Raw genomic sequence first — 26,083 nt, 5'->3', positions numbered from 1 at the left:
GAAAAAGACCATGGTGTCGGTTATTTCCAACAGCCGGGATAAATAGGGGGGCCTGGTTCGCCTACCGATGGGCGGCCGAGGTCGCCACCGCCAGTGCCGTCATGTTCACCACGCGCCGCACGGTGGATGACGGTGTCAGCACATGCACCGTCGCGGCCGCGCCCAGCAGCACAGGCCCGATCGTGACGCCGTGGCCGCCCGTCATCTTGAGCACATTGAACAGGATGTTGGCGGCGTCCAGGTTCGGGCAGATCAGGATGTTGGCCTCGCCCGACAGCCGCGTGTCCATCAGCGACGTGCGCCGCACCTCCTCCGACAGCGCCGCGTCGCCATGCAACTCGCCATCGGACTCCACGTCGGGCGCCATCTTCGCAAACAGCTCCTGCGCCAGCCGCATCTTGCGCGCCGAGGCGCGGTTCGAGGAGCCGTAATTCGAGTGCGACAGGAACGCCACCTTGGGCGGAATACCAAAGCGCCGGATCTCCTCGACCGCCATCAACGCGATGCTGGCCAGCTGCTCGGCGCTCGGGTCTTCGTTGACGAAGGTGTCGGCGATGAACAGGGTGTGCGTGTCCAGCATCAGCGCGTTCACCGTGGCGAAGCCGGACGCGCCTTCTCTCAAGCCGATGATGTCGCGCACGTGCTCCAGGTGGATGTCGAAGCGGCCCAGCAGGCCGCACAGCATGGCATCGGCGTCGCCGAGTTTGACCATCAGCGAGCCGATGGTGGTGGTGGAGCGGCGCACGGCCGCCTTGGCGGCCTCCGGCGTCACGCCACGCCGGCCCATGAGGTGGTGGTAGGTCTCCCAGTACTGGCGAAAGCGCGGATCGTCTTCGGGGTTCACGCACTCTACGTCCTGCCCCAGTCTGAGCCGCAGGCCGGCCTTGGCGATGCGGGTTTCGATCACGGCGGGGCGGCCGATCAGGATCGGGCGCGCGAGGCCTTCGTCGAGCACCAGCTGCACGGCGCGCAGCACGCGCTCGTCTTCGCCTTCGGCATAGGCCACGCGCTTTTTCTCGTCGGGCACGGCCTGCGCGGCGTTGAACACCGGCTGCATGACCATGCCGGTGGAGTAAACGTGGCGCGTCAACTGCTGGCGGTAGGCGCGCATGTCGGTGATCGGCCGGGTGGCCACGCCGGAGTCCTGCGCGGCCTGCGCCACCGCGGGCGCAATGCGCAGGATCAGGCGCGAATCAAACGGCTTGGGGATGATGTAGTCGGGGCCGAACACCAGCTCCTGGCCCACGTAGGCGTGCGCGACCTCCTCGCTGATGTCGGCCTTGGTCAGGTCCGCAATCTGGCGCACGCAGGCCAGCTTCATGGCCTCATTGATCGTGGTGGCGCCGCAATCGAGGGCGCCGCGGAAGATGTAGGGAAAGCACAGGACGTTGTTGACCTGGTTCGGGTAGTCCGAGCGGCCGGTGGCAATGATGCAATCGGGGCGCACGGCCTTGGCCAGTTCGGGCCGGATCTCGGGTTCGGGGTTGGCCAGCGCCAGAATGATGGGCCGGGGCGCCATGGTCTTGACCATCTCCTGCGTCACCACGCCCGGCGCCGAGCAGCCGAGGAACACGTCGGCGTTGTGGAACACGTCGGCCAGCGTGCGCGCGCCGGTGTCTTTTTGCGCGTAGCGCGTCTTCGAATCGTCGAAGCCGCCGGCGCGGCCCTGGTAGATCAGGCCCTTGGAGTCGCACGCGTAGATGTTCTTCGCCTGCGCGCCCAGGCCGACCATCACGTCCAGGCAGGCCAGCGCGGCGGCGCCCGCGCCCGACACCGCGATCTTGACGTCCTCGATCTTCTTGCCCACCAGCTCCAGCCCGTTCAGCATGGCCGCCGCCGAGATGATCGCGGTGCCGTGCTGGTCGTCGTGGAACACCGGAATCTTCATGCGCTCGCGCAGTTTTTTCTCGATGTAGAAGCACTCCGGCGCCTTGATGTCTTCCAGGTTGATGCCGCCCAGCGTCGGCTCCATCGCCGCGATGATGTCAACCAGCTTGTCCGGGTCGCGCTCGGCCAGTTCGATGTCGAACACGTCGATGCCGGCAAACTTCTTGAACAGACAGCCCTTGCCTTCCATCACCGGTTTCGCCGCCAGCGGGCCGATGTCGCCCAGGCCGAGCACTGCCGTGCCGTTGGTGATCACGCCCACCAGGTTGGCGCGCGAGGTGTATTCGGCCGCGAGGGCCGGATCGGCCTCGATGTCGAGGCAGGGGTAGGCGACGCCGGGCGAATAGGCCAGGGACAGGTCGCGCTGGTTCGACAGCGGCTTGGTCGGCGTGATGGAGATCTTGCCGCGCACCGGACTGCGGTGGTATTCGCGGGCAGCGTCGCGCAGGGCGGCCTCGGCGGGGGAGATGGAATCGGTCATGAGTGCCTCCAGTTATTGTGTCGACGAAAAAAGAGGCTACCGCAAAGCGGGGCCTCTTTCATGGTTGGGGGCTTGCGCAATGGAAAAAATTTGTCGCCGTGATGCCCCTGGCGCGCCACTGCCCGCATCGCCGCGCCGGTGTTTTTATCTCATGGTTATATGCAAAAAGACCCTGTAGCTGATATCCAATATGCACTGAGAACTATCGAATTAATAGCGTACGCAAAATGCCGATCAGTGCGCGTCGGCCTGGCGCGCGGCGGCGACGGTGGCCTCGGTATCTTGCCTGGCGCCATTGAAGTACAGGTTCAGCAGCACGGCGGCAATGGAAGTCAGCAGGATGCCCGATTCGATCAGCGGGTGAATGGCATGCGGCATCCATTGCTTGAAATTGGGGGCAATCAGCGGCACCATGCCGACGCCGATGGCGATGGCCACGATCAGCGAGTTGTAGCGGTTGGTCTTGAAGTCCACTCCCGCCAGAATGCGGATGCCGGTGGCGGCCACCATGCCGAACATCACGAGGCCCGCGCCGCCGAGCACCACGGTGGGCAGCGACTCGACCAGCGCGCCCATCTTGGGCAGCAGGCCCAGCACAATCAGGATGACGCCGCCGGCCGCGCAGACGAAGCGGCTGCGCACGCCGGTGACGGCGACCAGGCCCACGTTCTGCGAGAAGCTGGTGTAGGGGAAGGTGTTGAAGATGCCGCCGATCAGCGTGCCCAGGCCGTCGGTGCGCAGGCCGCGCGCCAGGTCGGGCTGCTCGATCTTGCGCCCCGTCATCTCGCTCAGCGCCAGGAACATGCCGGTGGATTCGATCATGACCACGATCATGATCAGGGACATGGTGAGAATCGACACCACGTCGAAGATGGGCATGCCGAACTGGAACGGCAGCACGATGTCGAACCAGGCCGCCTTGCCGACCTTGTCGAAGGTCATCAGGCCAATGGCCGTGGCCAGGACGCCGCCGACCACGATGCCGATCAACACCGAAATGTTGGCCAGAAAGCCCTTGGTGAAGCGGCAGATCAGCAGGATCGTGGCGAGCACCACCGCGGCAACGCCCACGCCGGTCAGGTCGGCGTATTTCGGGTTGGGGACGGTCGGGATGATGGCCAGTCCCTTGGGCACAGCCGGCAGGGCCGAGCCGGGCGCGGTCGCGTCGGCCAGCCACTTCAGGTAGGCCGGGTCCACGACATTGGGCGCGGTCGGGCCGAACGGGTTGCCGAAGATCCAGTTGATGCCCACGCGCATCAGCGTGATGCCGATGATCGCAATGATGGTGCCGGTGACCACCGGCGGAAAGAACCGCAGCATGCGGCTGACAAAGGGCGCGATCAAGATCGAGATGATGCCGGCGCCGATGATGGAGCCGAACAGGATTTGCGCGCCGCTCGGGCCAGGGTTGGCGTTGGCGATGGCGACCATCGGCGAGACGGCGGCAAAGGTGACGCCCATCATGACCGGCAGCTTGATGCCGAACCAGCGCGTGGCGCCCAGTGACTGGATCAGCGTGGCGATGCCGCAGCAAAACAGGTCGGCGGAGACCAGCATGGCCACGTGCTCGGGGCTGAGATTGAGCGCGCGGCCCACGATCAGCGGCACCGCCACGGCGCCGGCGTACATCACCAGCACGTGCTGCAGGCCCAAGGCCGTGAGTTTGCCCGCAGGCAGATGCTCGTCAACGGGGTGAACGGTTTCGGTCATGGTGCGTCCTGTCGTGCCGTGAAGGGGTGTGCACGAAACTGTATACACGTTAAAGGCGCCCACGTATAGCGGTAAACCCTAGTGCCGGGCCAATGGCCGGATGAGGCAGTTTTGACTGTTTTGAAGGGAATGGTGCCGCCCGCACCGGCGCCCTCAGCGCGGGGCGCGCCCGGTGCGCAGCGACATGGGCGTGAGCGCGGCCTGCAGCCGGCCCTGCACGGGCGGAGCCCCGGGATTCAATGCTTCCTCCACATGGCCGATGTGGGTCAGCATGCGCTGGCGCGCCAGCGCGAAATTGCCGGTTTCCAGCGCCGCGACGATTTCCGAATGCTCGGCGCACGACTGCCGCGCGTCGTGCTCGGACTGGTACAGCGTGGCCACCAGCGTGGTGTGCGCGGTCAGGTCGCGCAGCACGTCGCACAGCATGCGATGGCCCATGCATTCCGCCAGGCAGACGTGGAAGTCCGCCAGCAAAAAGGCGCGGGTGGCGGCATCGGCATCTGCAATGGCCTGCTCTTCCTGCACGATGTGCTGGCGCAGCGTGCGCACCACCGACTGCAGGGGTCTTCCGTCGGGGTGGTCGTCGGCCACGGCCGAGAGAATGCCGGCCTCGACAATGCGCCGGGCCGAGAACGCATCCCTGGCTTCTTCGAGCGAAGGCTCTACCACGTACCAGCCCCGGCGCGAGCGGACCTCCACAAAGCCGCGCGCCTGCAATTGCATCAGGGCCTCGCGGATCAGGGTGCGGCTCACGCCGAACAGGTCGGCCAGATCCTGCTCACCCAGCCGCTCGCCCGGGGAGAGCCGCTGGGACAGGATGGACTCGACCACGCGCCGGGCTATTTCCGAGGGGCTGGCCATGGCAACTCCGTGATTTCTGGTCGTGGCATGAATCAGGCGACGGCGGGCTGACGGGCGATCTCGACATCGATGTCGTCCTCGGTGGCGGGCACCGGCCGGCCGTCGAGGACGGCATGGGCACGCTCGCGGTCGATGTCACCCTCCCAGGCGGCCACCACCACGGTGGCGACGCAGTTGCCGGTCAGGTTGCCCAGGGCGCGCGCAATGCCCATGAACCAGTCCACCGACAGCACCATCACCAGGCCGATGGCCGGAATGTCGGGAATCGCCTGCAGCGTGGCCGCCAGCACCACGATGGCCGAGCCCGGCACGCCGTGCGCGCCCTTGGAGGTGATCAACGCGACGGCCAGGATGGTCAGCAGGTGGCCCATCGTGATATGCGTGTTGGTGGCCTGCGCGATGAACACGGCGGCCAGCGTGATGTAGATCGAGAAGGCATCGAGATTGAACGAGTAGCCCGTGGGGATGACCAGGCCGACCGTCGAGTCGCGGATGCCCATGCGCTTGAGCTTGGACATGACCTGCGGCAGCACGGCGTCCGACGAGGTGGTGGCGAGCACGACCATCAGTTCCTCGCGCAGGTAGCGCAGCAGCTTGAAGATGTTGAAGCCCGCCACGCGCAGGATCAGGCCCAGGATCACGACCACGAAGATGACGACCGCGCCATAGAACAGCGCCACCAGCATGCCCAGCTGCCTGAGCGAGCCGATGCCGTAGCCGCCGACCGTGAAGGCGATGGCGCCCAGCACGCCCAGCGGCGCCAGCTTGATGAGGATGCCCATGATCTTGAAGATGACGTGCGAGAGCGCTTCGATGAAGGTCTTCACGGGGGTGCCGCGCTCGCCCAGCAGCGACAGCGCGCAGCCGAACAGGATGGCGAACAGCAGGACCTGCAGCACGTCGCCGGTGGAGAACGCGTTGCCCACGGTGCTGGGGATCAGCCTCATCAGGAATTGCACCGTGCCGCCGCCGGTGAGCTTGCTGGCCGTCTCGGTGTAGGCGCTCAGCGCGGTCGGGTCCAGCGTCTTCGGATCGATGTTCATGCCGACGCCGGGCTGGAACACGAAGGCCAGCAGCAGGCCGAGCCCCAGGGCCACGGTGGTGACGAGTTCGAAATAAATTAGCGCCTTGACCCCGACCCGGCCTACCCGCTTGAGGTCGCCCGCGCCCGCGATGCCGTGCACCACCACGCAGAACACCAGGATCGGGATGATCATCTTGATCAGCTTGATGAAGCCGTCACCGAGCGGCTTGAGTTGAATGGCGAACGCGGGCCAGACAACGCCGATGATGACGCCGACCACCAGGGCCAGCAGAACCTGTCCGAACAAGGACTTGAAAAACTTTTGCATCGCAGTCTCCAGGAATGGAATTAGTGCATGCAAGAATCGAATACAAATCTTGCATACAAGAAATGTAGACAATCTATGGAGAACCGAATTCAGGGTTATCCCGTGTTATTCGGCACCCTGAGGTTAAAACTGTTTGGATTCAGGTGCGGCCATCGGGCGCACGAGCGCCCCGGGCCGCGGCGTGCTCAGCCGAGCAGGTCGCGCAGGGTGCGCGCAATCACCTTTGTGGCGCGGCGCAGGTCTTCCAGTTCGAGCCGCTCGTCGGACCGCTTGGCGTGCGACTCGAGCACGGTGCGCGGTCCGGCGCCGTAGATCACGCCGGGAATGCCGGCCTCGGCGTACAGGCGCACGTCGGTGTACAGCGGCGTGCCCATGGCGGGAATGGGCTGGCCGAAAATCTGCTCGCCGTGCTTCTGGATCGCCGCCACCAGCGGCTGGTTGCCGGGCAGCGGCTTCATGGCATTGGCCAGCAGCAGGCGCCGGATGTCCACCGTGATGCCGGGCAGCCTGGCCGCGGCGTCGGCGATCACCTGGCGGATGGTGGCCTCGACCTGCGCCGGGTTCTCTTCGGGGATCATGCGCCGGTCCAGCTTGAAGATGACCTTGCCGGGCACCACGTTGGTGTTGGTGCCGCCTTCGATGCGGCCCACGTTGAGATACGGGTGGTTGATGCCCACAACCTCGGATGTGACCTGCTGGTACAGGATGTTCTGGGCATACAGCGCATTGAGGATTTGCACCGCACCCTGCAGCGCGTCCACGCCGGTGTCGGGCACGGCAGCGTGCGCCATTTTGCCGTGCACGGTCACTTCGAGTTGCAGGCAGCCGTTGTGCGCCGTCACGACCTCGTAGCTGAAGCCTGCGGCAATCAACAGGTCGGGCTTTGTGAGCTTGTTTCGGAGCAGCCAGCCCGGCCCCATCTCGCCACCGAATTCCTCGTCGTAGGTGAAGTGCAGCTCCACCGTGCCGTTCAGTTTGGCCTGCAGCGCCTCGAGCGCGCGCACGGCAAAGGTGAAGGTCGCGAAGTCGCCTTTGCTCACGGCCGTGGCGCGGCCGTAGATCTTGCCATCCACGATCTCCGCGCCGTAGGGCGCCTTGGTCCAACCCTCGCCGGGCGGCACCACGTCGCCATGGGCGTTGAGGGCGATCGTGCGACCCTTGCCATAGGGGCGGCGCACGATCAGGTTGGTGATCGATTCCATGCCGTAGGCGCGCACGTCGGCCTGCGGCACGGGATGCTTTTCGGCCTCGAAGCCGAAGCCCTTGAGCAGTTCGGCCGTGCGCTCGGCGTGCGGTGCGTTGTTGCCGGGCGGCGTGTCGGTGGCCACGCGGATCAGTTCCTGCAGGAAGCGCACTTCTTCGTCGAAGTGAGCGTCGATCCAGGCGTCGAGTTGGTCGTAGTCGGTCATGTCAATTCCGTCGCAAGGTTTTCAAGAAGAAGCTGGAAGGCCTCGACGGCGAGCTGCATGTCGTCGCTGGTCGTGCTCTCCAGGGGGTTGTGGCTGATGCCGGCGTTTTCGCCACGCACGAACAGCATGGCCTGCGGCATCACCTCGTGCAGCTTCATGGCGTCATGGCCTGCGCCACTGGGCATGCGGTACACCGGCGCGCCCAGGGCGTCCACGGCGCGCTCCCAGCGCTGCTGCCAGGCGGGTGCGCTCGGCGCGGCGGCGGCACGTATCGTTTCTTCCAGTTTGTAGTGCAGGCCGCGCCGCTCGCAGATGCGCGCCAGCTCGGCGCACACGTCGGCGATACAGGCATCGCGCACCCCGTTGGTGGTGGCGCGGATGTCGATGCTGAACTTGCAGCGCCCGGGCACCACGTTGATGGAGCCGTTGGGCACTTCGAGCATGCCCACGGTGGCCACCAGGTGCGGCACCGAGCCGCCGCGCTTCTCGACGTACAGCGCCAGCTCGGCGGCGGCCGTGGCGGCGTCACGGCGGCGATCCATCGGCGTGGTGCCGGCGTGACTGGCCATGCCGACGATCTCGGCGAGATAGCGCACGTTGCCGTTGATCGAAGTCACAATGCCCAGTGGCAGATCGAGTTCGTTGAGGACCGGCCCCTGCTCGATGTGCACCTCGACGAAGCCGAGGTATTTCGATGCGTCGCGCCTGAGCTTGGGGATGTCGGTTATGCACAGGCCAGCGTGCTCCATCGCTTCGCGCATGCTGACGCCGTCGGCGTCCTTTTGCTCAAGCCAGTTCGTGTCGAAGTGGCCCGTCAACGCACCCGAGCCGAGGAACACCGCCTTGTAACGCTGGCCTTCCTCCTCGGCAAAGCCGACGACCTCGAAGCCATAGGGCAGGCGCCGGCCCTGGCGATGCAGTTCGCGCACGCAGGCCATCGGCACGAAGATGCCCAGGCGTCCGTCGTACTTGCCGCCATTGCGCACGGTGTCGTAGTGGCTGCCGGTCAGCAGGCGGCGGGCGGCCGGGTCACTGCCGTGGTAGATGCCGACCACGTTGCCGACCGCGTCGATCGCGACCTCGTCGAAGCCGCACTCCTCGCGCATCCAGTGCGACAGGCGCTGCGCGCAGGCGCGGTGTGCGTCGGTCAGGTAGGTCACGGTCAGCTCGCCGCGCTCGGCGTAGCCGGGGTCGCTGTGCACCGCCAGCCGCTCGGCCCAGTCCCACACCAGATTGCCGAGCTCGGGCGTGTCGCCGAACACATCGTGCAGGCGAATTTCGGCGATGCGGTGGATGTTGCGCAGGCACTCGGCCAGCTCAAAATCCGGGTGATTCTCCAGCCGGCGCTCGAAGGTCTTGAGGATGTCCCGCTTGTTCAGGCCCGTGCCGCGCGGCCCGCGCACCGCCAGCACGAACGGGAAGCCGAATCGGGTGCTGTAGGTGGCGTTGAGTTGCTGGATTTTCGCGAGCTCGTCGGGCGTGCAGCCGGTCAGGCCGGCCCGGTTCTGCTCGTTCGCCGATTCGGCCGTGAGCGTTCCGGCCAGCATGGCCTTGCCGGCCAGTTCGGGGTGGGCGCGCACCAGCGCGACTTGTGCATCGCGGCCGGCGCCGGCGACGACGCGGGCCATCGCATGCTTGAGCTGTACCAGAGAGCGGAACGGTCGTGCGGCAAGCGCCTGCTCGGCGATCCAGGGGGAGTGCTCGTACAGGCCGTCGAGCATCGTCAGGGCCTCGCCCTTGGATGCCGCATTGAGTTGGGAGAGCGTGATGGCCATGGTCATCCTTGGTAGGGGTGAACTTGTTTCCAGTGCCGCGCGAGGTCGACGCGCCGGCACACCCAGACGCGGTCGTGCTTCGCAATGTGATCCAGAAAACGCTGCAGCGCCACGATGCGCCCGGGCCGGCCCAGCATGCGGCAGTGCATGCCGATGCTCAGCATCTTGGGCCTGTCCTCGCCATTCGGGTCGCCCTCGGCGTAGAGCGCATCGAAGCTGTCGCGCATGTACTGGTAGAACGGCTCGGCGTGCGAGTAGCCCTGGGGCAGTGCGAAACGCATGTCGTTGCAGTCGAGCGTATAGGGCACGATGAGCTGCGGCACCACAGTGCCGTCGGTCTTGCGCACCTTCATCCAGAACGGCAGGTCGTCGCCGTAGTAGTCGCTGTCGTACTCGAAGCCGCCATAGTCGGCCACCAGCCGGCGCGTGCGCGGGCTGTCGCGCCCGGTGTACCAGCCCAGCGCTCGCTCGCCGGTGAGCTGCTCGATGGCCTGCATGGCCAGGCGCATGTGCTCGCGCTCGGTGGCCTCGTCAACGCCCTGATAGTGGATCCAGCGCCAGCCGTGGCAGGCGATTTCATGGCCCAATTCTTTCACGGCGCTGGCGACTTCGGGATGGCGCTGCAGCGCCATGCCCACGCCGAAGACCGTGAGCGGCAGGCCGCGCTTTTCGAACTCGCGCAGGATGCGCCAGACGCCCGCGCGAGAGCCGTATTCGTAGATGCCCTCCATGCTGATGTGGCGCTCGGGAAAGCTCGCGGGGTTGAACATCTCCGAGAGAAACTGCTCGGAGCCGGCGTCGCCGTGCAGCACGCAGTTCTCGCCGCCTTCTTCGTAGTTGAGCACGAATTGCACGGCAATGCGCGCGTTGCCGGGCCATTGTGCGTGCGGCGGGTTGCGGCCGTAGCCCTTCAGGTCGCGCGGGTAGGGCAGGGTGCTGTCATAGGTGTTCATGATGCGGGGTCAGGACAAGGCCATGGAAATATCGCTGGTGGGCACCTTGCGATCGAAGGTCAGGTTCTCTTCAACGTGCAGCAGGTGCTCGTTCATCAGGCGCACGGCACGCTCCTCGTCGCGCGCGGCCAGCGCCTTGATGATCTCGGCGTGTTCTTCATTCGAATGCCGGGCGGCGCTCGCGCTCTGGTACATCAGCGTGATCAGCGCACAGCGCGCCACCAGCTTGCCCAGAATCTGCGCCAGCACCTGGTTGCCCATGAGCTCGGCCATGCGCACATGGAAGTCGCCCAGCAGCTCGGTGCGGCCCGCCACGTCCTCGTGCTCGACCGCCGCCCGCTCCTGCGCCACATGTTCCTTGAGTGCGCGGATCTTGGCCGGTGTGACCTCGCGCACAAAGGCGCGCGTCATCTCGGCTTCGAGCATGCGGCGCACCGCAAAAACCTGCCTGGCCTCGGTGACGGGCGGGGCCGCCACGAAGGCGCCGCGCGCCGGCTCCATGCGGATCAGCCGGTTTTGCGCCAGCTGGAACAGCGCCTGGCGCACCAGCGTGCGCGAGACACCGAAGTGATCCGCCAGCTTCTGCTCGGCGAGCTTGGCGCCGGGCTGCAGGCGGTGCTCGACGATGGCACGGGTCAGCGCATCGACAATGAAACTGGTGCTGGACGGTTGCATGAAAGGCATGATAGCGTCATTTTTAAAAAGTGTATACACTTCTGTCGACCAAATTTGGCGCTTTGCCGTTGGACCCTTATGGATCGGAATACACCATGGGCTTGAGCACACATGTACTGGACACCATGCACGGTTGCCCCGCGGCCGGCATGGCGGTGGAGTTCTACAGCACGCGGGGCGAAGCGGCCACGCTGATCCGCAAGCTGACGCTCAACAGCGATGGGCGCACCGACGCCCCGCTGTTCGATAGCGCCAGCCTGCGCCAGGGCACCTACCGCCTGGTGTTCGACGTCGCGGGCTACTTCAAGGCGCGTGGCGTCGCGTTGCCCGAGCCGAATTTTCTGGGCCGGGTGAGCCTGGATTTCGGCGTGGCCCACACCGACCAGCACTACCACGTGCCGCTCCTGGTCAGCCCATGGAGCTACTCGACCTATCGCGGCTCCTGAGCCACGGCACCGTGCTACTGCGAGTCTTCCCCGAGTTGCCCTTCGGTCAGCGTGTCGAGCTGGAAACGTCCGCTTTTGTCCCACAGCCAGACGTCGGTATAGGTCACCCGGCCGAGCCGCAGCGGGGCCGGGAACGGTGCGGCCTGGCGCACGGTGCGCTCGATCTCGGCGATCACTTCGGGCGCCTGGGTGGGCGCGCGCATCCAGCGCGTGCGCAGTACCCGGCCCCGGCCATCGAGGTCCACCTGCAGCACCCCGACGGCGTACAGCATGGGCGGCATCTTGCCCTTGTAGATCCTGTCGGCATTGAGGGCATACAGGTGATGTGCCGCGTCGAGACGGTATTCGCGGGCCGTGGCGGCATTCGAAGCGCGCGGCGCGGCACTCGCCCCGGGGACGGTGGGAGCTGCCGGCACCGGGGCAGGCGCCAAACGGGGTGCTGTCTTGCAGCCGGCAATCAGGGCCGCCGCCGCTGCGGCGCAGCCGGCAGCCAGCAACAGGCGTCGGTTCAGGGCGGGCGCCCAAGAGGTCTTTCTCAGCCGGAGGGGAGGCGTGTGATTCATATTGACGGCAGGCACGGGATGGTTGAAGGGTTTTCAGACGACTCGGAGCATACTTTGCCCGAAATCAGTCGCGGCGCGCGCTGCGGGTTCGCGCGCAGAGGTATCGGTTTGTGAATACGGCAGAAATTTTCTTGTCCCGGCTCGCGCATGAGGGCGCGGTGCTGGTCAGCGTGGCGTCAACCAAAGGCTCGGCACCGCGCGAGCGCGGCGCCTGGATGGCAGTGTTCGCGCAGGACGTGATCGGCACCATCGGTGGCGGCCATCTGGAGTACCAAGCCATCGATACTGCGCGTGCGCGCCTGGCCGGTGCGCGGGGCGAGCCGGTGCTGCGCTTTGCGCTGGGCCCGAGCCTGGGGCAATGCTGCGGCGGTGTCGTGCACCTGCAGTTTGAATGCGTCACGCTAGCCGATGTCCCGGCGCTGCGCGACCGGCTGGCACCCCGCCTGCAGCCGGTCGCGTTGTTCGGCGGCGGCCATGTGGGCGCCGCGCTGGCCCGCGTGATCGCCATGCTGCCGTTCTCGCTGACCTGGATCGACAGTCGCGACGGCATCTTTCCGCAAGACGTTCCCGCCGACGTCAGCTGCGAATACTCCGATCCGGTGCAGTCCGCGGTGAAGGACCTGGCACCGGGCTCGCGCGTGATCATCATGAGCTTCAGCCATGCCGAAGACCTGGACATCGTGGCGGCCTGCCTGCAGCGCCAGCGTGCGCGGGCCGACCTGCCCTATATCGGCCTGATCGGCAGCAAGACCAAATGGGCCACGTTCCGGCACCGGCTCGAGGCGCGCGGCTTTACCGCGGACGAGCTGGCGCACATCACTTGCCCGATCGGCGTACCCGGCATCCAGGGCAAGGAGCCGGAAGTCATTGCCGTGGCGGTTGCCGCGCAATTGCTGCAGCTTCAAATCTAGGGTTTGTACTGAGTCGCCGGCGCAGCAAGGCGCTGGAGCCCGGGTGGAAAAGTGTATACACTTCTCGTGTACAGGTCGCAGCGAGGCACAAATTTTGTAGTTCGCGGCCGGATTTCTGCTCAGAGCGCCCGCAGTGGTGGGCAGGTTGGAAAAAGGCGGCTTCGTGCCGCGAGGTTGAGAGACATGCAAAGTTACTATCTCGACTGGGCCAACCTGCTGCTGCGCTGGGTCCACGTCATCACTGCCATCGCCTGGGTGGGCTCCTCGTTTTATTTCGTTTTTCTCGACAGCAGCCTGACACCGCCGGTCGACGAAGACCTGAAAAAACAGGGTGTCAGCGGCGAACTCTGGGCCCTGCATGGCGGCGGCTTCTACCACCCCGTCAAGTTCAATGTCGCGCCGCCCAAACTGCCTGATCATCTGCACTGGTTCTACTGGGAAAGCTACACCACCTGGCTGACCGGCTTCAGCCTGTTCACCGTCTCCTACCTGTGGAGCGCGAACATCTACCTGATCGACAAGTCGCTGATGGATTGGGCGCCGGCCGCGGCCATCGCGGCGGCGCTGGCCTTCCTGGTGGTGTTCTGGCTCTTGTACGACGGCATCTGCCGCGTGTTCGGCCAGCGCAACAACGGCGACGCCATCGTCGGTGCGTTGGTGCTGGTGCTGGTGTGCGTGGCGTCCTGGCTGGCCTGCCACCTGTTTGCCGGGCGCGCCGCTTTCCTGCTGGTGGGCGCCATGATGGCAACGTCGATGAGCGCCAACGTGTTCTTCTGGATCATTCCCGGGCAAAAGAAGGTGGTGGCGTCCATCAAGGCCGGCCAGCCGGTGGACCCGATCCACGGCAAGCGTGGCAAGCAGCGCAGCGTGCACAACACCTACTTCACGTTGCCGGTGCTGTTTGCCATGCTGTCCAACCACTACAGCTTTGCCTACAGCCGCCCGAACAACTGGCTGGTACTGATCCTCATGATGTTCGCCGGCGCCGCCATCCGCCAGTTCTTCGTGATGCGCCATGGCTTCAAGCTGGGGCGCAACGGCAATCCGCTGCCGTATGCGCTGGTTGGCATGCTCGTGATCGCGGGCGTGATTGCCTGGATCCGCCCGGACGCTACCAATTCAATAGCTGCCAGCCAAGGTGCCACAGGGGCTACAGCCGAAGTTTCCTTCAAGGATGTGCAAAAGGTGGTGGCGCAGCGCTGCTACCTGTGCCACGGCGCCACGGTGCAGATGAAAAATATCCGGTTCGACTCCCCGGCGCTGATCAAGGAACATGCGCAGGACATGTACCAGCAGATCGTGGTGACCAGGATCATGCCGATGAACAACGCCACCGGCATGACCGATGAGGAGCGCGCGATGTTCGCGCGCTGGTTCCAGGCCGGCGCCAAGACCGATTAGGGCGAAGCGGACCCCCCGGATTCGTCAGCCCATGTGCTGCGGCAGCCACAGCGCGATGGCGGGGAACGCAATCAGGATGATCAGCCGGAGGATGTCGGTGGCAATGAAGGGCAGCACGCCCTTGAAGATGGTGGTGAAGCTCACGTCCTTCACCACGCTCTTGATCACGAACACGTTCATGCCCACGGGTGGATGAATCAGTCCGAGTTCGACCGTCATCACGATGATGATGCCGAACCAGATGGGGTCGAACCCCATCGCGGTGATGACCGGAAAGACGATGGGCACCGTCAGGATGATCATCGCCATGGCGTCCATCAGGCTGCCGAGAATCAGGAACGTCACCATCATCAGTGCCAGCACGCCGTAGCGGCCGATGCCCAGTGAGGTGAGGAATTCGGTGAGCTTTTGCGGCGTCTGCGTGATCGTGAGGAAGTAGCCGAACAGCAGCGCGCCGATCAGCACCGTGAACACCGCCGCCGTGGTGCGCGTGGCCTGCAACAGCGCGTCGCGCGTCTTCTTGCGATCGAGCTTGCCGCGCAGCACGCCCAGCAGGTAGGCGCCGCTCGCGCCCACGCCGCCCGCCTCGGTGGGCGTGAAGAACCCCCCGTACAGGCCGCCGATGACGAAGATGAACAGGGTCAACGGTGCCCACACCATCTTGAGCGCCTGTGCCCGCTCGCACCACGGCTTGCGCTCGCCGGCCGGCAGCAGCTCCGGCTTGAGTTTGACGATGAGGTTCACGGTGATCACGTACATTGCCATGGCAAGCAGGCCCGGCAGGATGCCGGCCATGAAGAGCTTGCCGATGTCCTGTTCGGTGAGGATGGCGTAGACCACCAGCACGGTCGAGGGCGGCAGCATCGCGCCCAGCGTGCCGCCGGCCGCGATCACGCCGGTCGAAAACGACTGTGGATAGCCGAAGCGGCGCATCTCCGGATACGCGACCACGGAGAAGGTGGCGGCGGTGGCCACCGACGAGCCGCAGATGGCCGCGAAGCCGCCGCAGGCCACGATGGTGGCGATGCCCAGGCCGCCGCGCAGGTGGCCGATGAAGGCGTCGGCCGCCCGGAACATCTCCTTGGACAGGCCCGAGGCGGATACGAATGCGCCCATCAGCATGAACATCGGAATCACGCCGAAGGTGTAGTCGGTGACGGTGCGCATCGACGTGAGGCTGACCAGCTTCATGGCCGGCCCGCCGCCGACGATGTAGCTGTAGCCGGTCACGCCCACCAGGCCCATTGCCATGCCGACCGGCACGCGCGCCAGCATCAGGATGAACAGAACGGCGAAGCCGATCAGGGCCACCATGTCGTTGCTCATTCAACCTCCCTGCCATGCGCCGGCTCGGCGAGCCGTTCCGGCCGGAAGATCAGCTGCCAGGTGCGGATGGCGATCAGCATCACGGCCGCGGCATCGCCCGCCCAGGCCAGCGCGTACAGCGGCCACACGGGCAGGTTCAGGTCGAAGGTCTGCACGTGGTCGTGGTAGGTGCCGCGCACCTTGTCGAAGATCGCGAAGGTGTGCACGGTTACCACAAACAGCAGCACCAGCGTTGCGAAGACGTCGATGTAGCGCTTGCCGCGCACGCTGGCGCTGCTCCAAACGAGGTCGACCGTGATGTGCGTGCCGCGGTAGCTGGTGGCGGCGATGCCCCAGAAGATCAGCGTGCCCAGCAGCAGCTTGCCGAAGTCGTAGCTGTCGGGGATCGAGGTGTTGAAGAACTTGCGCAGCACCACCGCGACGAAGATGTCGAGTGCGACGATGCCGATGAACAGCGCCGCCAGCCACTCGATGGTGTCGATCACGCGGTCCATGAAATCGCGTTTCATGGCTGCTGCTGCCCGCCGTTACAGTCCGGCCTTGTGCTTCACCAGCTCCTGCTTGAGCGAGTCCATCACCGCCTTCGGGTCGTAGCCGGCCTTCTTCACGCTGCTGGCCCACTCAGCTTCGGCTGGCGCGACGGCCTTGTGCCACGCGGCGAGCTGGTCCGGCGTCAGCTTGTAGATTTCGTGGCCGGGTTCGGCGGCGATCTTGGCGCGGCCGGCGTACTCGAAGTCGGCCCAGGGCGAGGCGACCTTCTCGGCCCATTCGGTGGTGCAGTGGTCGTCGATTACCTTTTTCTGCGCGGGGGACATGGCGTTGTACTTGTCCTTGTTCATGACCCAAACGAACGGCGTCGTGTACAGCGCCACGTCCATGTGATAGTTCACCACCTTGTCGATGCCGAACAGCACGATGGAGCCCCACGGGAAGGTGATCGCGTCAGCCACGCCGCGCGAGAGCGCATCGCGCGCGGCCGGTGCCGACGCCTGCACGTTGGTGCCGCCCAGCGAGGTGACGAGCTGGCCGATGGTGCTGGTGGCGGGACGGATCTTCATGTCCTTGATGTCCGAGGGCAGCACGATCTTCTTGTGTGAATGGAAGGTGCCGGGGTCATGCACGAAGGCGAAGCAGAAATGCACGTCCTTCATTTCCTTCTGCGCGTAGGGGCGGTACCACGCATCGATGGCGGCCGAGCCGCCCTTGGCGTTGGAGAACAGGAAGGGCAGGCCGGCGCCGGCCATCACCGGGAATCGTCCCGGCTGGTAGCCCGGGTTGACGTAGGCGAAGTCGGCGATGCCGTCGCGCGCCATGTCGTAGTGGTCGAAGGCCTTGCCGAGCTGCTCGGACGGATACATCGTCGCGGTGATGCTGCCACCCGAGGCCTTTTTGATGTCCTCCGCCCAGGCGATCAGGGAGGGGTTCAGCGGATGCTGCGGCGGCACCCAGCTGGACAGCTTGAGCTGGACCGGTTTGTCCTGCGCCTGCGCCCCGGTGCCGAGCAGCATCAAAGCCGCGGCGCCGGCCAGCGCCGCCTTGCCCGCGTGGGCACGGAATGTGGTGAGTGTGCTGTGCAGTTTGGTGTAACGCATGTCTTGTCTCCTGGTTGTAATTCCTGCTCTTGAAGGCAGAAGGTGGAAAGGTCGAAACCAAAAATCGCGCTGAAGAAAAATCTGTCTGGGCCGAGTGAGGCTTTTCGTGAGTGAGCGGGAGGTATCCGGATTCTTAACGTGATGCCGCGCTTTGGGCAAGCGGGGAAACCTTGGCGAATTTGGGAGCCATGAGGGTTCCTGCTTTTTTTGGGATGGCGTTCAGGCCACATCCACTTCCACCAGGATCGGGCCGGTCGAGCGCAGCGCCTGGCGCAGGACTTCGTGCAACTGCGCGGCGTCGCCGACATGCACCGCGTCGCAGCCGTGGCCTTTGGCCAGCGCGACGAAGTCGAGATCGGGCAGGGCCGTGCCTTCCAGCGGGTCCTCGGGCCGGAAGCCGAAGGCCGGGGCGAACTCCTGCAGCGCCGCATAGCGGCGGTTTTTCAGGATGACGAAGGTGATGGGCAGCCGCAGCTGCGCCGCGCTCCATAGCGCCTGGATCGAGTACATGGCGGAGCCGTCGCCCACCAGGCCGATCACGCGCGCGCCGGGCCTGGCCAGTGCCACGCCCACGGCCGCCGGCAGGCTGTGGCCCAGGCCGCCGCTGCACATGGTGTAGAAGGTTTCGCTGCGCAAAATCGGCAGGTAGTCATGCATGGGCGCGCGTGCGCTGGGTGCCTCCTCGACCACGATGGATGCCGGCTCGCGCACTTCGGCCAGCGTCTGCAGCACATAGGCTGTCGACATCGGTGCCGAGGGCTCGGCCCGCGGCAGCGCGGCGCGCGGGGCCGGCAGGGCGCGCGGTGCGGGCGCCGGGCGCGCCAGCAAATCGAGCACGCCCAGGCGGATGCTGCCCACGGCCGACGTGCCGACCGGCGTCCAGGCCGCGATCGTCGGGTCGTCGATCAACTGGACCAGCGTGGCGCCAGGGGGGACGTGCGGGCCGGCGCCTTCCACGTGATAAATGAAGGCGGGCGCGCCGATGACAAAAATCAGGTCGTGACCGCCGAGCAGACTCACAATCGCCTCGCGCATAGCTGGCAGGAATCCGGCAAACAGGCGATGGTCTTCGGGGAAGCCGCAGCGCCCGGACATGGGGGCCGTCCAGACACGCGCGTTGTGGCGCTCTGCCAGTTGCAGCACCTCGTTCCAGGCGTTGCCACGGTCCACCGCGGCGCCGATGACGAAGGCCGGGCGTGCGCTGGCGTCGAGCGCGGCGCCGATCTGCTCGAGCACGCGCGGCTCGGGCCGCGATTCGGTGCTCACCACGCGCGGCAGCACCCGCTCGGTGAGCTTGTCCCAGTCGTCCGCGGGGACCGACACCAGCACCGGCCCGCGCGGCTCCTGCATGGCGATGTAGTAGGCGCGGGCAATGGCCAGCGGCACATCTTCGGCCCGGGCCGGCTCGCAGCTCCATTTGACGTAGGGCCTGGGCAGCTCGGTGGCTTGAGCCGAGAACAGGAATGGATCGAACGGCAGGATGGAGCGCGCCTGCTGGCCCGCCGTGACGATCATCGGGGTGCGGTTCTTGTGGGCAGTGAAGATGTTGCCCATGGCATGGCCGACGCCCACGGCCGAATGCAGGTTCACGAACGAGGCATTGCGCGTGGCCTGCGCATAGCCGTCCGCCATGCCCACCACCACGGATTCCTGCAGGCCCAGAACGTAGCGGAAATCGGCGGGGAAATCGAGGAACAGCGGCAATTCGGTGGAGCCCGGGTTGCCGAACATGGTCGTGATGTTGAAGCCGCGCAGCAAGTCCAGCACGGCGGCGCGAACGCTGACTTTCTCCAGCAAGGGCGCGGCTCCTGACGGCGTGGGGTTGATGGGCATCCTTCGATCTTGAGGGCGATGACTGTATAAATCAATAAAATAACCGGAATATTCTGTATTAGATATATGCATATCAAAGACGTCGATCTGAACCTGCTGCGCCTGTTTGAAACCATCTTTCGCACGCGCAATGTGAGCCGCGCCGCCGAGCTGCTGGACCTCACGCAGCCGGCCGCCAGCCAGGGCCTGATGCGCCTGCGCCTGCTGCTCAAGGACCCTTTGTTCGAGCGCGCCCCCGGCGGCGTCAAGCCGACGCCGCGTGCCGAGCGGCTGGCGGTTGCGGTGCAGCTCGCGCTGGCGGCGATTGAACAGGCCCTGACCGAGGACGAGCAGTTCGATCCGGCGAATTCACAGCGCCTGGTTCGCCTGCACATGAGCGATATCGGCGAATGCGTGTTCATGCCACCGCTGATGCAGCGCGTGATGCAGGTTGCGCCCGGCCTGCGGCTGGAGCTGGTACAGCTGGAGCCGGCCCAGGTGGTGCCAGGGCTGGATAGCGGCCATCTCAACTTTGCGGTGGGCTTCCTGCCCACCGTCACCGACACACGGCGTGAGCGCCTGCTCGACGACCGCTATGTGCTGCTGCTGCGTGGCGGCCACCCGCTGGTGAAGTCCAGCCGCGGCAAGGCACCGACGATGGCGGAGTTGCGGCGCGTCGAGCTGGTGGCGGTGCGTTCCCACAGCGATACCCTGCGCATCCTCAAGATGCTCAAGCTGGAAAAACAGCTGCGCATGACCACCACGCACTACCTGGTGCTGCCCGCCATCGTCAAGGCCACCGACCTGGGCGTGGTGATGCCGCGCAACATCGCGCGTGAATTCAACGCCGGCGGGGGCTACGCGATCCTCGAGCCGAAATTTCCGCTGCGCGACTTCACCGTGTCGCTGCACTGGAGCCGGCGCTTCGAGGCCGACCCCTGCAATCGCTGGCTGCGCCAGACGCTAGTAGATTTGTTCGCCGAATAAGGTACAACCAGGTACAACTTTCATCAAGCCAAGAGCCGAATCGAGAAGATCCATGCCTGCACTGCAACTTGCCGTGATCGATGTGAAGCCCGGCGCGGCGCTGGAAAGCCAGTCGGGCCTGCAATTGCTGCGCCCGCGCATTTACGGCGCCTATGCGGCGCCGGCCGGCCCCAAAAAGACGGCCGCCATCGTGATGCATCCGGCCAGCAATTTCATGGGGCATTACCTGATCGGGCCGCTGGCCGAGCGCGGCATCTGCTGCCTGGGGCTGAACTCGCGCTACGCGGGCAACGACACTCTGCTGCTGATGGAGCGCGTGATCCAGGATCTGGGGGCGGGCGTGCAATGGCTGCGCGCGCAGGGCTACGACAAGGTGGTGCTGATCGGCAACTCGGGCGGCGCCTCGCTGGCCAGTTTCTACCAGGCCCAGGCCGAGCGGCTCACCATCGAGACCCTGGTCGATGGCGACCCGGCGGGGCTGGTGCCCGCCGACCTGCCGCCGGTGGACGGCCTGGCACTGTGCGCCGCGCACGAAGGCCGCTCGGCTTTGATGCGCAACTGGATCGATCCCTCGGTGATCGATGAGCACGACCCGCTCAGCGCCGACCCGGCGCTTGATATTTACAGCGCGGCCCATTCGCCGCCCTACACGCCTGAATTCCTGGCCCGCTTCAAGGCCGCGCAGCGCGCACGCCTCGCGCGCATCGAGGACTGGGTCTGGGCACGCCTGCGCCTGCTGCGCAGCCAGCACACGCCTGGCAGTGCGCGCGATCAGACCTTCGTCATCTACCGCACCCATGCCGACCCGCGCTGCCTCGATCTCAGCATCGAGCCGAACGACCGGCAGCCCGGCAGCGTCTGGGGCAACGGGTTTGAGGGTGCGCGGGCCGTCAACTACGCGGCCAGCCAGATGGGCCGCATCACCTCGCTGACCGCGTTCCTCTCGCAATGGTCATCGCACAGCCGTGCCGACGGCCCGGCCAATCTGGCCCGAACCAGCGTGCCGGCGCTGCTGTGCACCTACACGGCGGACCAGTCCACCTTCCCGAGCACGCGCGATGCGTGGCTGAGCGCCGGCGGTGCGCGCATCCGCAACGTGGATATCCAGGGCGGCAATCACTACCTCGCGGGCCAGCCGGCGCTGGTTGCGCAGGTGGCCGACGAGATGGCGTCGTGGATGCAGCGGCTGTAGGCGGCCAGCTCGACCATCCGGGCGGGTGGTACATTGCCCAGCGAGACAGGCTGGCGGCGGCAACTGACGAATCGAATGGTTTCGTGCATCGGACACAAAGTGTCCCTGCGCAAAAGAGCGCACCGGCGGCGGCGATCCGACATAAGCATCGGCATATGACGAGCATGCACATACCTATATGAGAGACCAGGCGCTTTTTGACAAGATAGACCTCCACTTGATCAGGGTCTTGTACACAGTGCTAACCGAACGCAACGTCTCGCGAGCCGCCATCCGCCTGGGCATGTCCCAGCCCGCGGTGAGCGCGGTGCTCAAGCGCCTGCGCGAGCTGGCCGGCGACCCGCTGCTGGTGCGCTCGGGCGCCGCCATGGTGCCCACCGACGCCGGGCTGCGCATGATCGAGCCCAGCGCCGGCATCCTGCGCGCGGCCGAGGTGCTGTTTACCGAGGCGCGCGGCTTCGAGCCGCAGACCGCGCGCAACACTTTCCGCGTCGCCGCCAGCGACTACCTGGACCCGTTCTTCCTGCCGCAGCTGGTCGCGCAAATCAAGGCCCGGGCGCCGCTGTGCCACATCGAAATCCACCCGCTGTCGGCCGACTCCGACTACCACACGCATCTGGCGCAGGGCGAGGTCGACGTGGTGATCGGCAACTGGCTCAAGGCCCCGGACGACCTGCACATGGGCCGCCTGTTTGGCGACGAGGTGGTGTGCCTGGTCAGCAAAGATCACCCCGCCGTGCGCCGGCCCTGGGACGCTGCGAGCTGGCTTACGTCCGAGCACATCGCGCCCACGCCGCTGCACCCGGGCGGGCGCGGCGTGATTGACGACCACCTCGACTCGCTGGGCCTGCAGCGCAACATCACGGCGCGCTGCCCGCATTTCGGCCTGATTCCCGCGATGGTGGCCTCGAGCCTGCTGGTGCTGACCACGGGGCGCCAGTATTGCGAACGCTTCACCGAGCGTTTGCCGGTCAAAATCCTGCCCTGTCCGATCGAATTCCCGCAACTGATGTACTACCAGCTCTGGCACGAACGCAGCCACGCCTCCAGCGCCGCCAAATGGCTGCGCGAGCGCGTCCGGTCGGTCGCCGAAGCGCTACGAAAGGAATAGCGAACTACTCATACTGTGCAACGATCCGAAGCCTGTTCAACCATAAATATACGAGAGACAATCGGCGCCATGACTCCTCCCAGACTCCAGCTTGCGCACATCACCAAGCGCTACCCCGCGGTGGTCGCCAACAGCGATGTGTCGCTCACCGTGCAGGCCGGCGAAACCCACGCCGTGCTCGGTGAAAACGGCGCCGGCAAATCGACGCTGATGAAAATCATCTACGGCTCGGTCAAGCCCGACGAGGGCAGCGTCGTGTTCAACGGCCAGCCGGTGCACATCCGCAACCCGCAGGAGGCGCGCGCTTTGGGCATCAGCATGGTGTTCCAGCACTTCAGCCTGTTCGACACGCTGACCGTGGCCGAGAACGTCTGGCTCGGGCTGTCCAGGAGCCTGACGCTGGCGGAGGTGACGCGGCGCATCACCACCAAGGCCGGCGAATACGGCGTCGAGGTCGATCCCCTGCGCCCGGTGCACACGCTCAGCGTGGGCGAGATGCAGCGCGTGGAAATCATCCGCGCACTCTTGACCGACCCGAAGCTGCTGATTCTGGACGAGCCCACCTCGGTGCTGACCCCGCAGGCCGTGGACCGGCTGTTTGGGGTGCTCAAGAAGATTGCCTCCGAGGGCTGCAGCATCCTGTACATCAGCCACAAGCTGCACGAGATCCGCGAGCTGTGCAGCGCCTGCACGGTGCTGCGCGGCGGCAAGGTCACCGGGGTCTGCGACCCGCGCCAGGAGACGAATGCCTCGCTGAGCCGCCTGATGATCGGCGCCGAGCCGCCTGCGCTGCAGCACCGCGAGGTCAAAACCGGTGCCACCGTGCTGGCGGTGAACGCGCTTTCGCTGCCCACTGAAAACCAGTTCGGCGTGGATCTGGAAGATATCTCATTGAACGTGCGCGCCGGCGAGGTGGTGGGGATTGCCGGGGTATCGGGCAACGGCCAGCAGGAACTGCTTTATGCGCTCTCGGGCGAGGACACGCGCGCGGCAGCGCCGATGATTCAAATCAAAGGCCAGAGCGCCGGCAAATTCGGCCCGGGGCGCCGGCGCGCCCTGGGCGTGCACTTTGTGCCGGAAGAGCGCCTGGGGCGCGGCGCCGTGCCCACGCTCGGGCTCGCGCACAACCTGTTGCTGACGCGGCGCGATGCGATCGGCACCGCCTGGTGGAATCGCGGCTGGATCAACGTGCGCTCGCTCGAAGCCCAGGCCAGCGACATCATCCGGCGCTTCAATGTCAAGGCCGGCGGCCCGAATGCCGAGGCCCGCTCGCTGTCGGGCGGCAACTTGCAAAAGTTCATCGTCGGGCGCGAGATCGATGCAAATCCGAAGCTGCTGATCATCTCGCAGCCGACCTGGGGCGTCGACGTTGGCGCCTCGGCGCAGATTCGCGGTGAAATCCTGGCGCTGCGCGATGCGGGCTGCGCCGTGCTGGTGGTCAGCGAGGAGCTCGACGAGCTGTTCGAGATCAGCGACCGCCTGTACGTGATCGCCAAGGGGCGGCTGTCGCCTTCGGTCGATCGCGCGCGCGCCACCGTGGCCCAGATCGGGGAGTGGATGAGCGGCCTGTGGAATGCGCCGGCTGGCGCGGAGGTGCAGCATGCTCAAGCTTGAAGCGCGCCCGCAAGCGTCTAAGTTCTGGAGCTACGGCTCGCCCCTCCTGGCGCTGCTGATCACCGTCATCATCGGCGTCATCCTGTTCGTGGCGCTGGGCAAGGATCCGGTCAAGGGCTTGCAGGTGTTTTTCTGGGAACCGATCCGTTCCCCGTACGCACTGGGCGAGCTGATGGTCAAGGCCACGCCGCTGCTCCTGATTGCACTGGGGCTGGCGGTGTGCTTTCGCACCAACGTCTGGAACATCGGCGCCGAAGGCCAGTACGTGATCGGTGCCGTGGCCGCGGGCGGCGTGGCGCTGCTGGCCGACAAGAGCACCGGCAGCTGGATCGTCATCGCCATCATGGGCGCCGGTGTGCTCGGCGGCATGGCCTGGGCGGCCATCACGGCCTTTTTGCGCGACCGCTTCAATGCCAACGAAATCCTGGTCAGCCTGATGCTGGTCTACGTCGCCATCTATGTGCTCAGTTATCTGGTCTTTGGCCCCTGGAAAGATCCGGCGGGCTACAACTTTCCGCAAACCAAGACCTTCGAGGCGGTGACGCAAATCCCGCGGCTGATGCACGGCTCGCGCGTGAGCATCGGGCTCCTGATTGCTTTGGGCGGTGTGGCGGCGCTGTGGGTGTTTTTGTTTCGCACACGCGCCGGGTTTGCGCAGCAGGTGGGCGGTCTCGCACCCGCCGCCGCGCGCTACGCCGGCTTTTCATCGCGCCAGGCGCTGTGGACGGCGCTGCTCATCTCGGGCGGTGCGGCGGGCCTGGCCGGCGCGCTGGAGGTGGCCGGCCCGGTCGGCCAGCTCACCCCCTATATACCGGTGGGCTACGGTTTTGCGGCCATCATCGTGGCCTTTGTCGGGCGCCTGCATCCGGTGGGCATCGTGTTCTCGTCCATCCTCATGAGCATGTTCTACATCGGCGGCGAGCTCGCGCAATCGCGTCTGGGCCTGCCCAAGTCGCTCACCGATGTGTTCCAGGGGCTGCTGCTGTTCACCCTGCTGGGCTGCGACACCCTGATTGCTTACCGGATCAAGTCCACCTGGTCGAACAAAGAGGGAGTGAAGTGATGGAATCCTATGCCCTGCTCTTCGCCTCCATGCTGAATGCGGGCACCGTGCTGGCCATTGCCTCGCTGGGTCTGCTGATCAACGAAAAGGCCGGCGTCGTCAACCTCGGGGCCGAAGGCCTGCTGCTGTGTTCGGCCATTGCCGGGTTTGCCGTTGTCGTGCATACCGGCAGCGACTGGATCGGGTTCGCCGCCGGCATGGGCGCGGGTGCCGTGCTGGCCGCCATCTTTGGCGTGTTGGTGATCTGGCTCAACACGAACCAGTACGCCACCGGGCTGGCGCTGGCCCTGTTCGGGGCCGGCTTTTCGGCCTTTGTGGGCGCCGGTTACGTGCAGGCCAAGTTGCCCGAGCGCCCGCATTTTTCCATCCCCGTGCTGGGGGATATTCCGCTGATCGGGCCGGCCCTGTTTCGCCAGCATCCGCTGGTGTACGTGACCATCGCGCTGGCCTTCGGCCTGATCTGGTTCCTGTACCGCACGCGCGCCGGCCTGGTGCTGCGCAGTGTGGGCGAATCGCCTGACTCGGCGCACGCGCTGGGCTACCCGGTGCGGCGCATCCGCCTGGCGGCGGTGGTGGCCGGTGGCGCACTGTGCGGTCTGTCGGGGGCCTATATCTCGCTGGTCTACACGCCGCTGTGGGTCGAGGGCATGGTCGCCGGCAAGGGCTGGATCGCGCTGGCACTGACCACCTTTGCGACCTGGCGTCCGGCGCGCGTGCTGCTCGGCGCCTACCTGTTCGGCGGCGTCACCATGCTGCAGTTTTACCTGCAGAGCCGGGGTGTGGAGATGCCCAGCCAGTTCCTGGCGATGACGCCTTATCTGGCCACCGTGGTGGTACTGGCGCTAATTTCGCGCAACCCGGCCTGGATTCGCATCAACATGCCGGCTTCGCTTGGAAAACCCTTTTACCCCGGTTCATAATCGGATTTTTGCCAACCTGTGTCCAACCTTGCAAGAAAGTGA

Annotated in this window: 22 protein-coding genes; 9 read left to right on the top strand and 13 right to left on the bottom strand. The window is 65.8% G+C overall.

Annotated features, from left to right (window positions below):
• Window positions 1-61 precede the first annotated feature (61 nt).
• The 8 genes from EUB48_RS17260 to EUB48_RS17225 all read right to left on the bottom strand — a co-directional run bounded on the left by EUB48_RS17260 (window position 62) and on the right by EUB48_RS17225 (window position 11,103).
• Entirely contained in the window at window positions 62-2,368 is a 2,307-nt protein-coding gene (locus EUB48_RS17260) for an NADP-dependent malic enzyme (protein WP_142820270.1), read from the bottom strand.
• Between the two features lie 234 nt (window positions 2,369-2,602).
• Window positions 2,603-4,078: a nucleobase:cation symporter-2 family protein gene (locus tag EUB48_RS17255; protein WP_142820269.1), complete on the bottom strand. Its 1,476-nt coding sequence runs from the start codon at window positions 4,076-4,078 to the stop codon at window positions 2,603-2,605.
• A 153-nt stretch (window positions 4,079-4,231) separates the two neighbouring features.
• Window positions 4,232-4,939 carry a GntR family transcriptional regulator gene (locus EUB48_RS17250; RefSeq protein ID WP_142820268.1) on the bottom strand — a complete coding sequence of 236 codons (708 nt, stop codon included), beginning with the start codon at window positions 4,937-4,939 and terminating at the stop codon, window positions 4,232-4,234.
• Between the two features lie 32 nt (window positions 4,940-4,971).
• Window positions 4,972-6,291: a C4-dicarboxylate transporter DctA gene (locus EUB48_RS17245; RefSeq protein WP_142820267.1), complete on the bottom strand. Its 1,320-nt coding sequence runs from the start codon at window positions 6,289-6,291 to the stop codon at window positions 4,972-4,974.
• Window positions 6,292-6,476: 185 nt separating this feature from the next.
• Window positions 6,477-7,700, bottom strand: a complete 1,224-nt coding sequence (locus EUB48_RS17240) for a M20 family metallopeptidase (protein WP_142820266.1) — start codon at window positions 7,698-7,700, stop codon at window positions 6,477-6,479.
• Window positions 7,697-9,475 (bottom strand): 2-oxo-4-hydroxy-4-carboxy-5-ureidoimidazoline decarboxylase, encoded by a 1,779-nt coding sequence (uraD, locus tag EUB48_RS17235; protein WP_142820265.1) that lies wholly within the window; start codon window positions 9,473-9,475, stop codon window positions 7,697-7,699. Before uraD ends, EUB48_RS17240 begins: the two co-directional genes overlap by 4 nt.
• A gap of 2 nt (window positions 9,476-9,477) precedes the next feature.
• The gene (gene puuE, locus EUB48_RS17230) at window positions 9,478-10,428 is read right to left on the bottom strand and encodes an allantoinase PuuE (protein ID WP_142820264.1); all 951 of its coding nucleotides are present in this window, start codon (window positions 10,426-10,428) and stop codon (window positions 9,478-9,480) included.
• A 9-nt stretch (window positions 10,429-10,437) separates the two neighbouring features.
• Window positions 10,438-11,103 carry a GntR family transcriptional regulator gene (locus EUB48_RS17225; protein WP_420821459.1) on the bottom strand — a complete coding sequence of 222 codons (666 nt, stop codon included), beginning with the start codon at window positions 11,101-11,103 and terminating at the stop codon, window positions 10,438-10,440.
• 95 nt (window positions 11,104-11,198) lie between these two features.
• Between EUB48_RS17225 and uraH the strand changes: the two genes are divergently transcribed.
• Window positions 11,199-11,549, top strand: coding sequence for a hydroxyisourate hydrolase (gene uraH / locus EUB48_RS17220; RefSeq protein ID WP_142820262.1), 351 nt, complete (start codon window positions 11,199-11,201; stop codon window positions 11,547-11,549).
• 14 nt (window positions 11,550-11,563) lie between these two features.
• Here uraH and EUB48_RS17215 read toward each other — a convergent pair whose 3' ends face one another.
• Complete coding sequence (locus EUB48_RS17215) at window positions 11,564-12,112, bottom strand: hypothetical protein (protein WP_244618254.1); 549 nt, start codon at window positions 12,110-12,112, stop codon at window positions 11,564-11,566.
• Window positions 12,113-12,222: 110 nt separating this feature from the next.
• Between EUB48_RS17215 and xdhC the strand changes: the two genes are divergently transcribed.
• Together xdhC and EUB48_RS17205 are read left to right on the top strand one after the other, a co-directional pair.
• Complete coding sequence (gene xdhC, locus EUB48_RS17210) at window positions 12,223-13,023, top strand: xanthine dehydrogenase accessory protein XdhC (RefSeq protein WP_142820261.1); 801 nt, start codon at window positions 12,223-12,225, stop codon at window positions 13,021-13,023.
• A gap of 183 nt (window positions 13,024-13,206) precedes the next feature.
• A complete protein-coding gene (locus EUB48_RS17205) occupies window positions 13,207-14,424 on the top strand; it encodes a urate hydroxylase PuuD (protein WP_142820260.1) in 1,218 nt (405 codons plus the stop codon).
• Between the two features lie 24 nt (window positions 14,425-14,448).
• Here EUB48_RS17205 and EUB48_RS17200 read toward each other — a convergent pair whose 3' ends face one another.
• The 4 genes from EUB48_RS17200 to mdlC form a co-directional block, all read right to left on the bottom strand.
• Complete coding sequence (locus tag EUB48_RS17200) at window positions 14,449-15,750, bottom strand: TRAP transporter large permease (RefSeq protein ID WP_142820259.1); 1,302 nt, start codon at window positions 15,748-15,750, stop codon at window positions 14,449-14,451.
• Complete coding sequence (locus tag EUB48_RS17195) at window positions 15,747-16,259, bottom strand: TRAP transporter small permease (RefSeq protein ID WP_142820258.1); 513 nt, start codon at window positions 16,257-16,259, stop codon at window positions 15,747-15,749. Before EUB48_RS17195 ends, EUB48_RS17200 begins: the two co-directional genes overlap by 4 nt.
• 18 nt (window positions 16,260-16,277) lie before the next feature.
• Entirely contained in the window at window positions 16,278-17,342 is a 1,065-nt protein-coding gene (locus EUB48_RS17190) for a TRAP transporter substrate-binding protein (protein WP_210411654.1), read from the bottom strand.
• Between the two features lie 219 nt (window positions 17,343-17,561).
• Window positions 17,562-19,175 carry a benzoylformate decarboxylase gene (mdlC, locus tag EUB48_RS17185; protein ID WP_142820257.1) on the bottom strand — a complete coding sequence of 538 codons (1,614 nt, stop codon included), beginning with the start codon at window positions 19,173-19,175 and terminating at the stop codon, window positions 17,562-17,564.
• A gap of 66 nt (window positions 19,176-19,241) precedes the next feature.
• Here mdlC and EUB48_RS17180 point away from each other — a divergent pair, with 66 nt between their 5' ends.
• From EUB48_RS17180 to EUB48_RS17155, 6 genes are all read left to right on the top strand, one after another.
• The gene (locus EUB48_RS17180) at window positions 19,242-20,141 is read left to right on the top strand and encodes a LysR family transcriptional regulator (protein WP_210411653.1); all 900 of its coding nucleotides are present in this window, start codon (window positions 19,242-19,244) and stop codon (window positions 20,139-20,141) included.
• Between the two features lie 52 nt (window positions 20,142-20,193).
• Entirely contained in the window at window positions 20,194-21,333 is a 1,140-nt protein-coding gene (locus EUB48_RS17175) for an alpha/beta hydrolase (RefSeq protein WP_142820255.1), read from the top strand.
• A gap of 178 nt (window positions 21,334-21,511) precedes the next feature.
• On the top strand, window positions 21,512-22,444 hold the full coding sequence (locus EUB48_RS17170) for a LysR family transcriptional regulator (RefSeq protein ID WP_142820254.1): 933 nt from the start codon (window positions 21,512-21,514) through the stop codon (window positions 22,442-22,444).
• A 69-nt stretch (window positions 22,445-22,513) separates the two neighbouring features.
• Window positions 22,514-24,058 carry an ABC transporter ATP-binding protein gene (locus EUB48_RS17165; RefSeq protein WP_142820253.1) on the top strand — a complete coding sequence of 515 codons (1,545 nt, stop codon included), beginning with the start codon at window positions 22,514-22,516 and terminating at the stop codon, window positions 24,056-24,058.
• Window positions 24,045-25,121: an ABC transporter permease gene (locus EUB48_RS17160; protein ID WP_142820252.1), complete on the top strand. Its 1,077-nt coding sequence runs from the start codon at window positions 24,045-24,047 to the stop codon at window positions 25,119-25,121. The genes EUB48_RS17165 and EUB48_RS17160 overlap by 14 nt, the downstream gene beginning before the upstream one ends.
• Complete coding sequence (locus tag EUB48_RS17155; protein WP_142820251.1) at window positions 25,121-26,041, top strand: ABC transporter permease; 921 nt, start codon at window positions 25,121-25,123, stop codon at window positions 26,039-26,041. The genes EUB48_RS17160 and EUB48_RS17155 overlap by 1 nt, the downstream gene beginning before the upstream one ends.
• Window positions 26,042-26,083 lie beyond the last annotated feature (42 nt).

The organism is Rhodoferax sediminis (genome assembly GCF_006970865.1).
GTDB lineage: Bacteria > Pseudomonadota > Gammaproteobacteria > Burkholderiales > Burkholderiaceae_C > Rhodoferax_A > Rhodoferax_A sediminis.
Note: the sequence above shows the minus strand (reverse complement) of the source record. Positions and strands in the feature narration are given on the sequence as shown.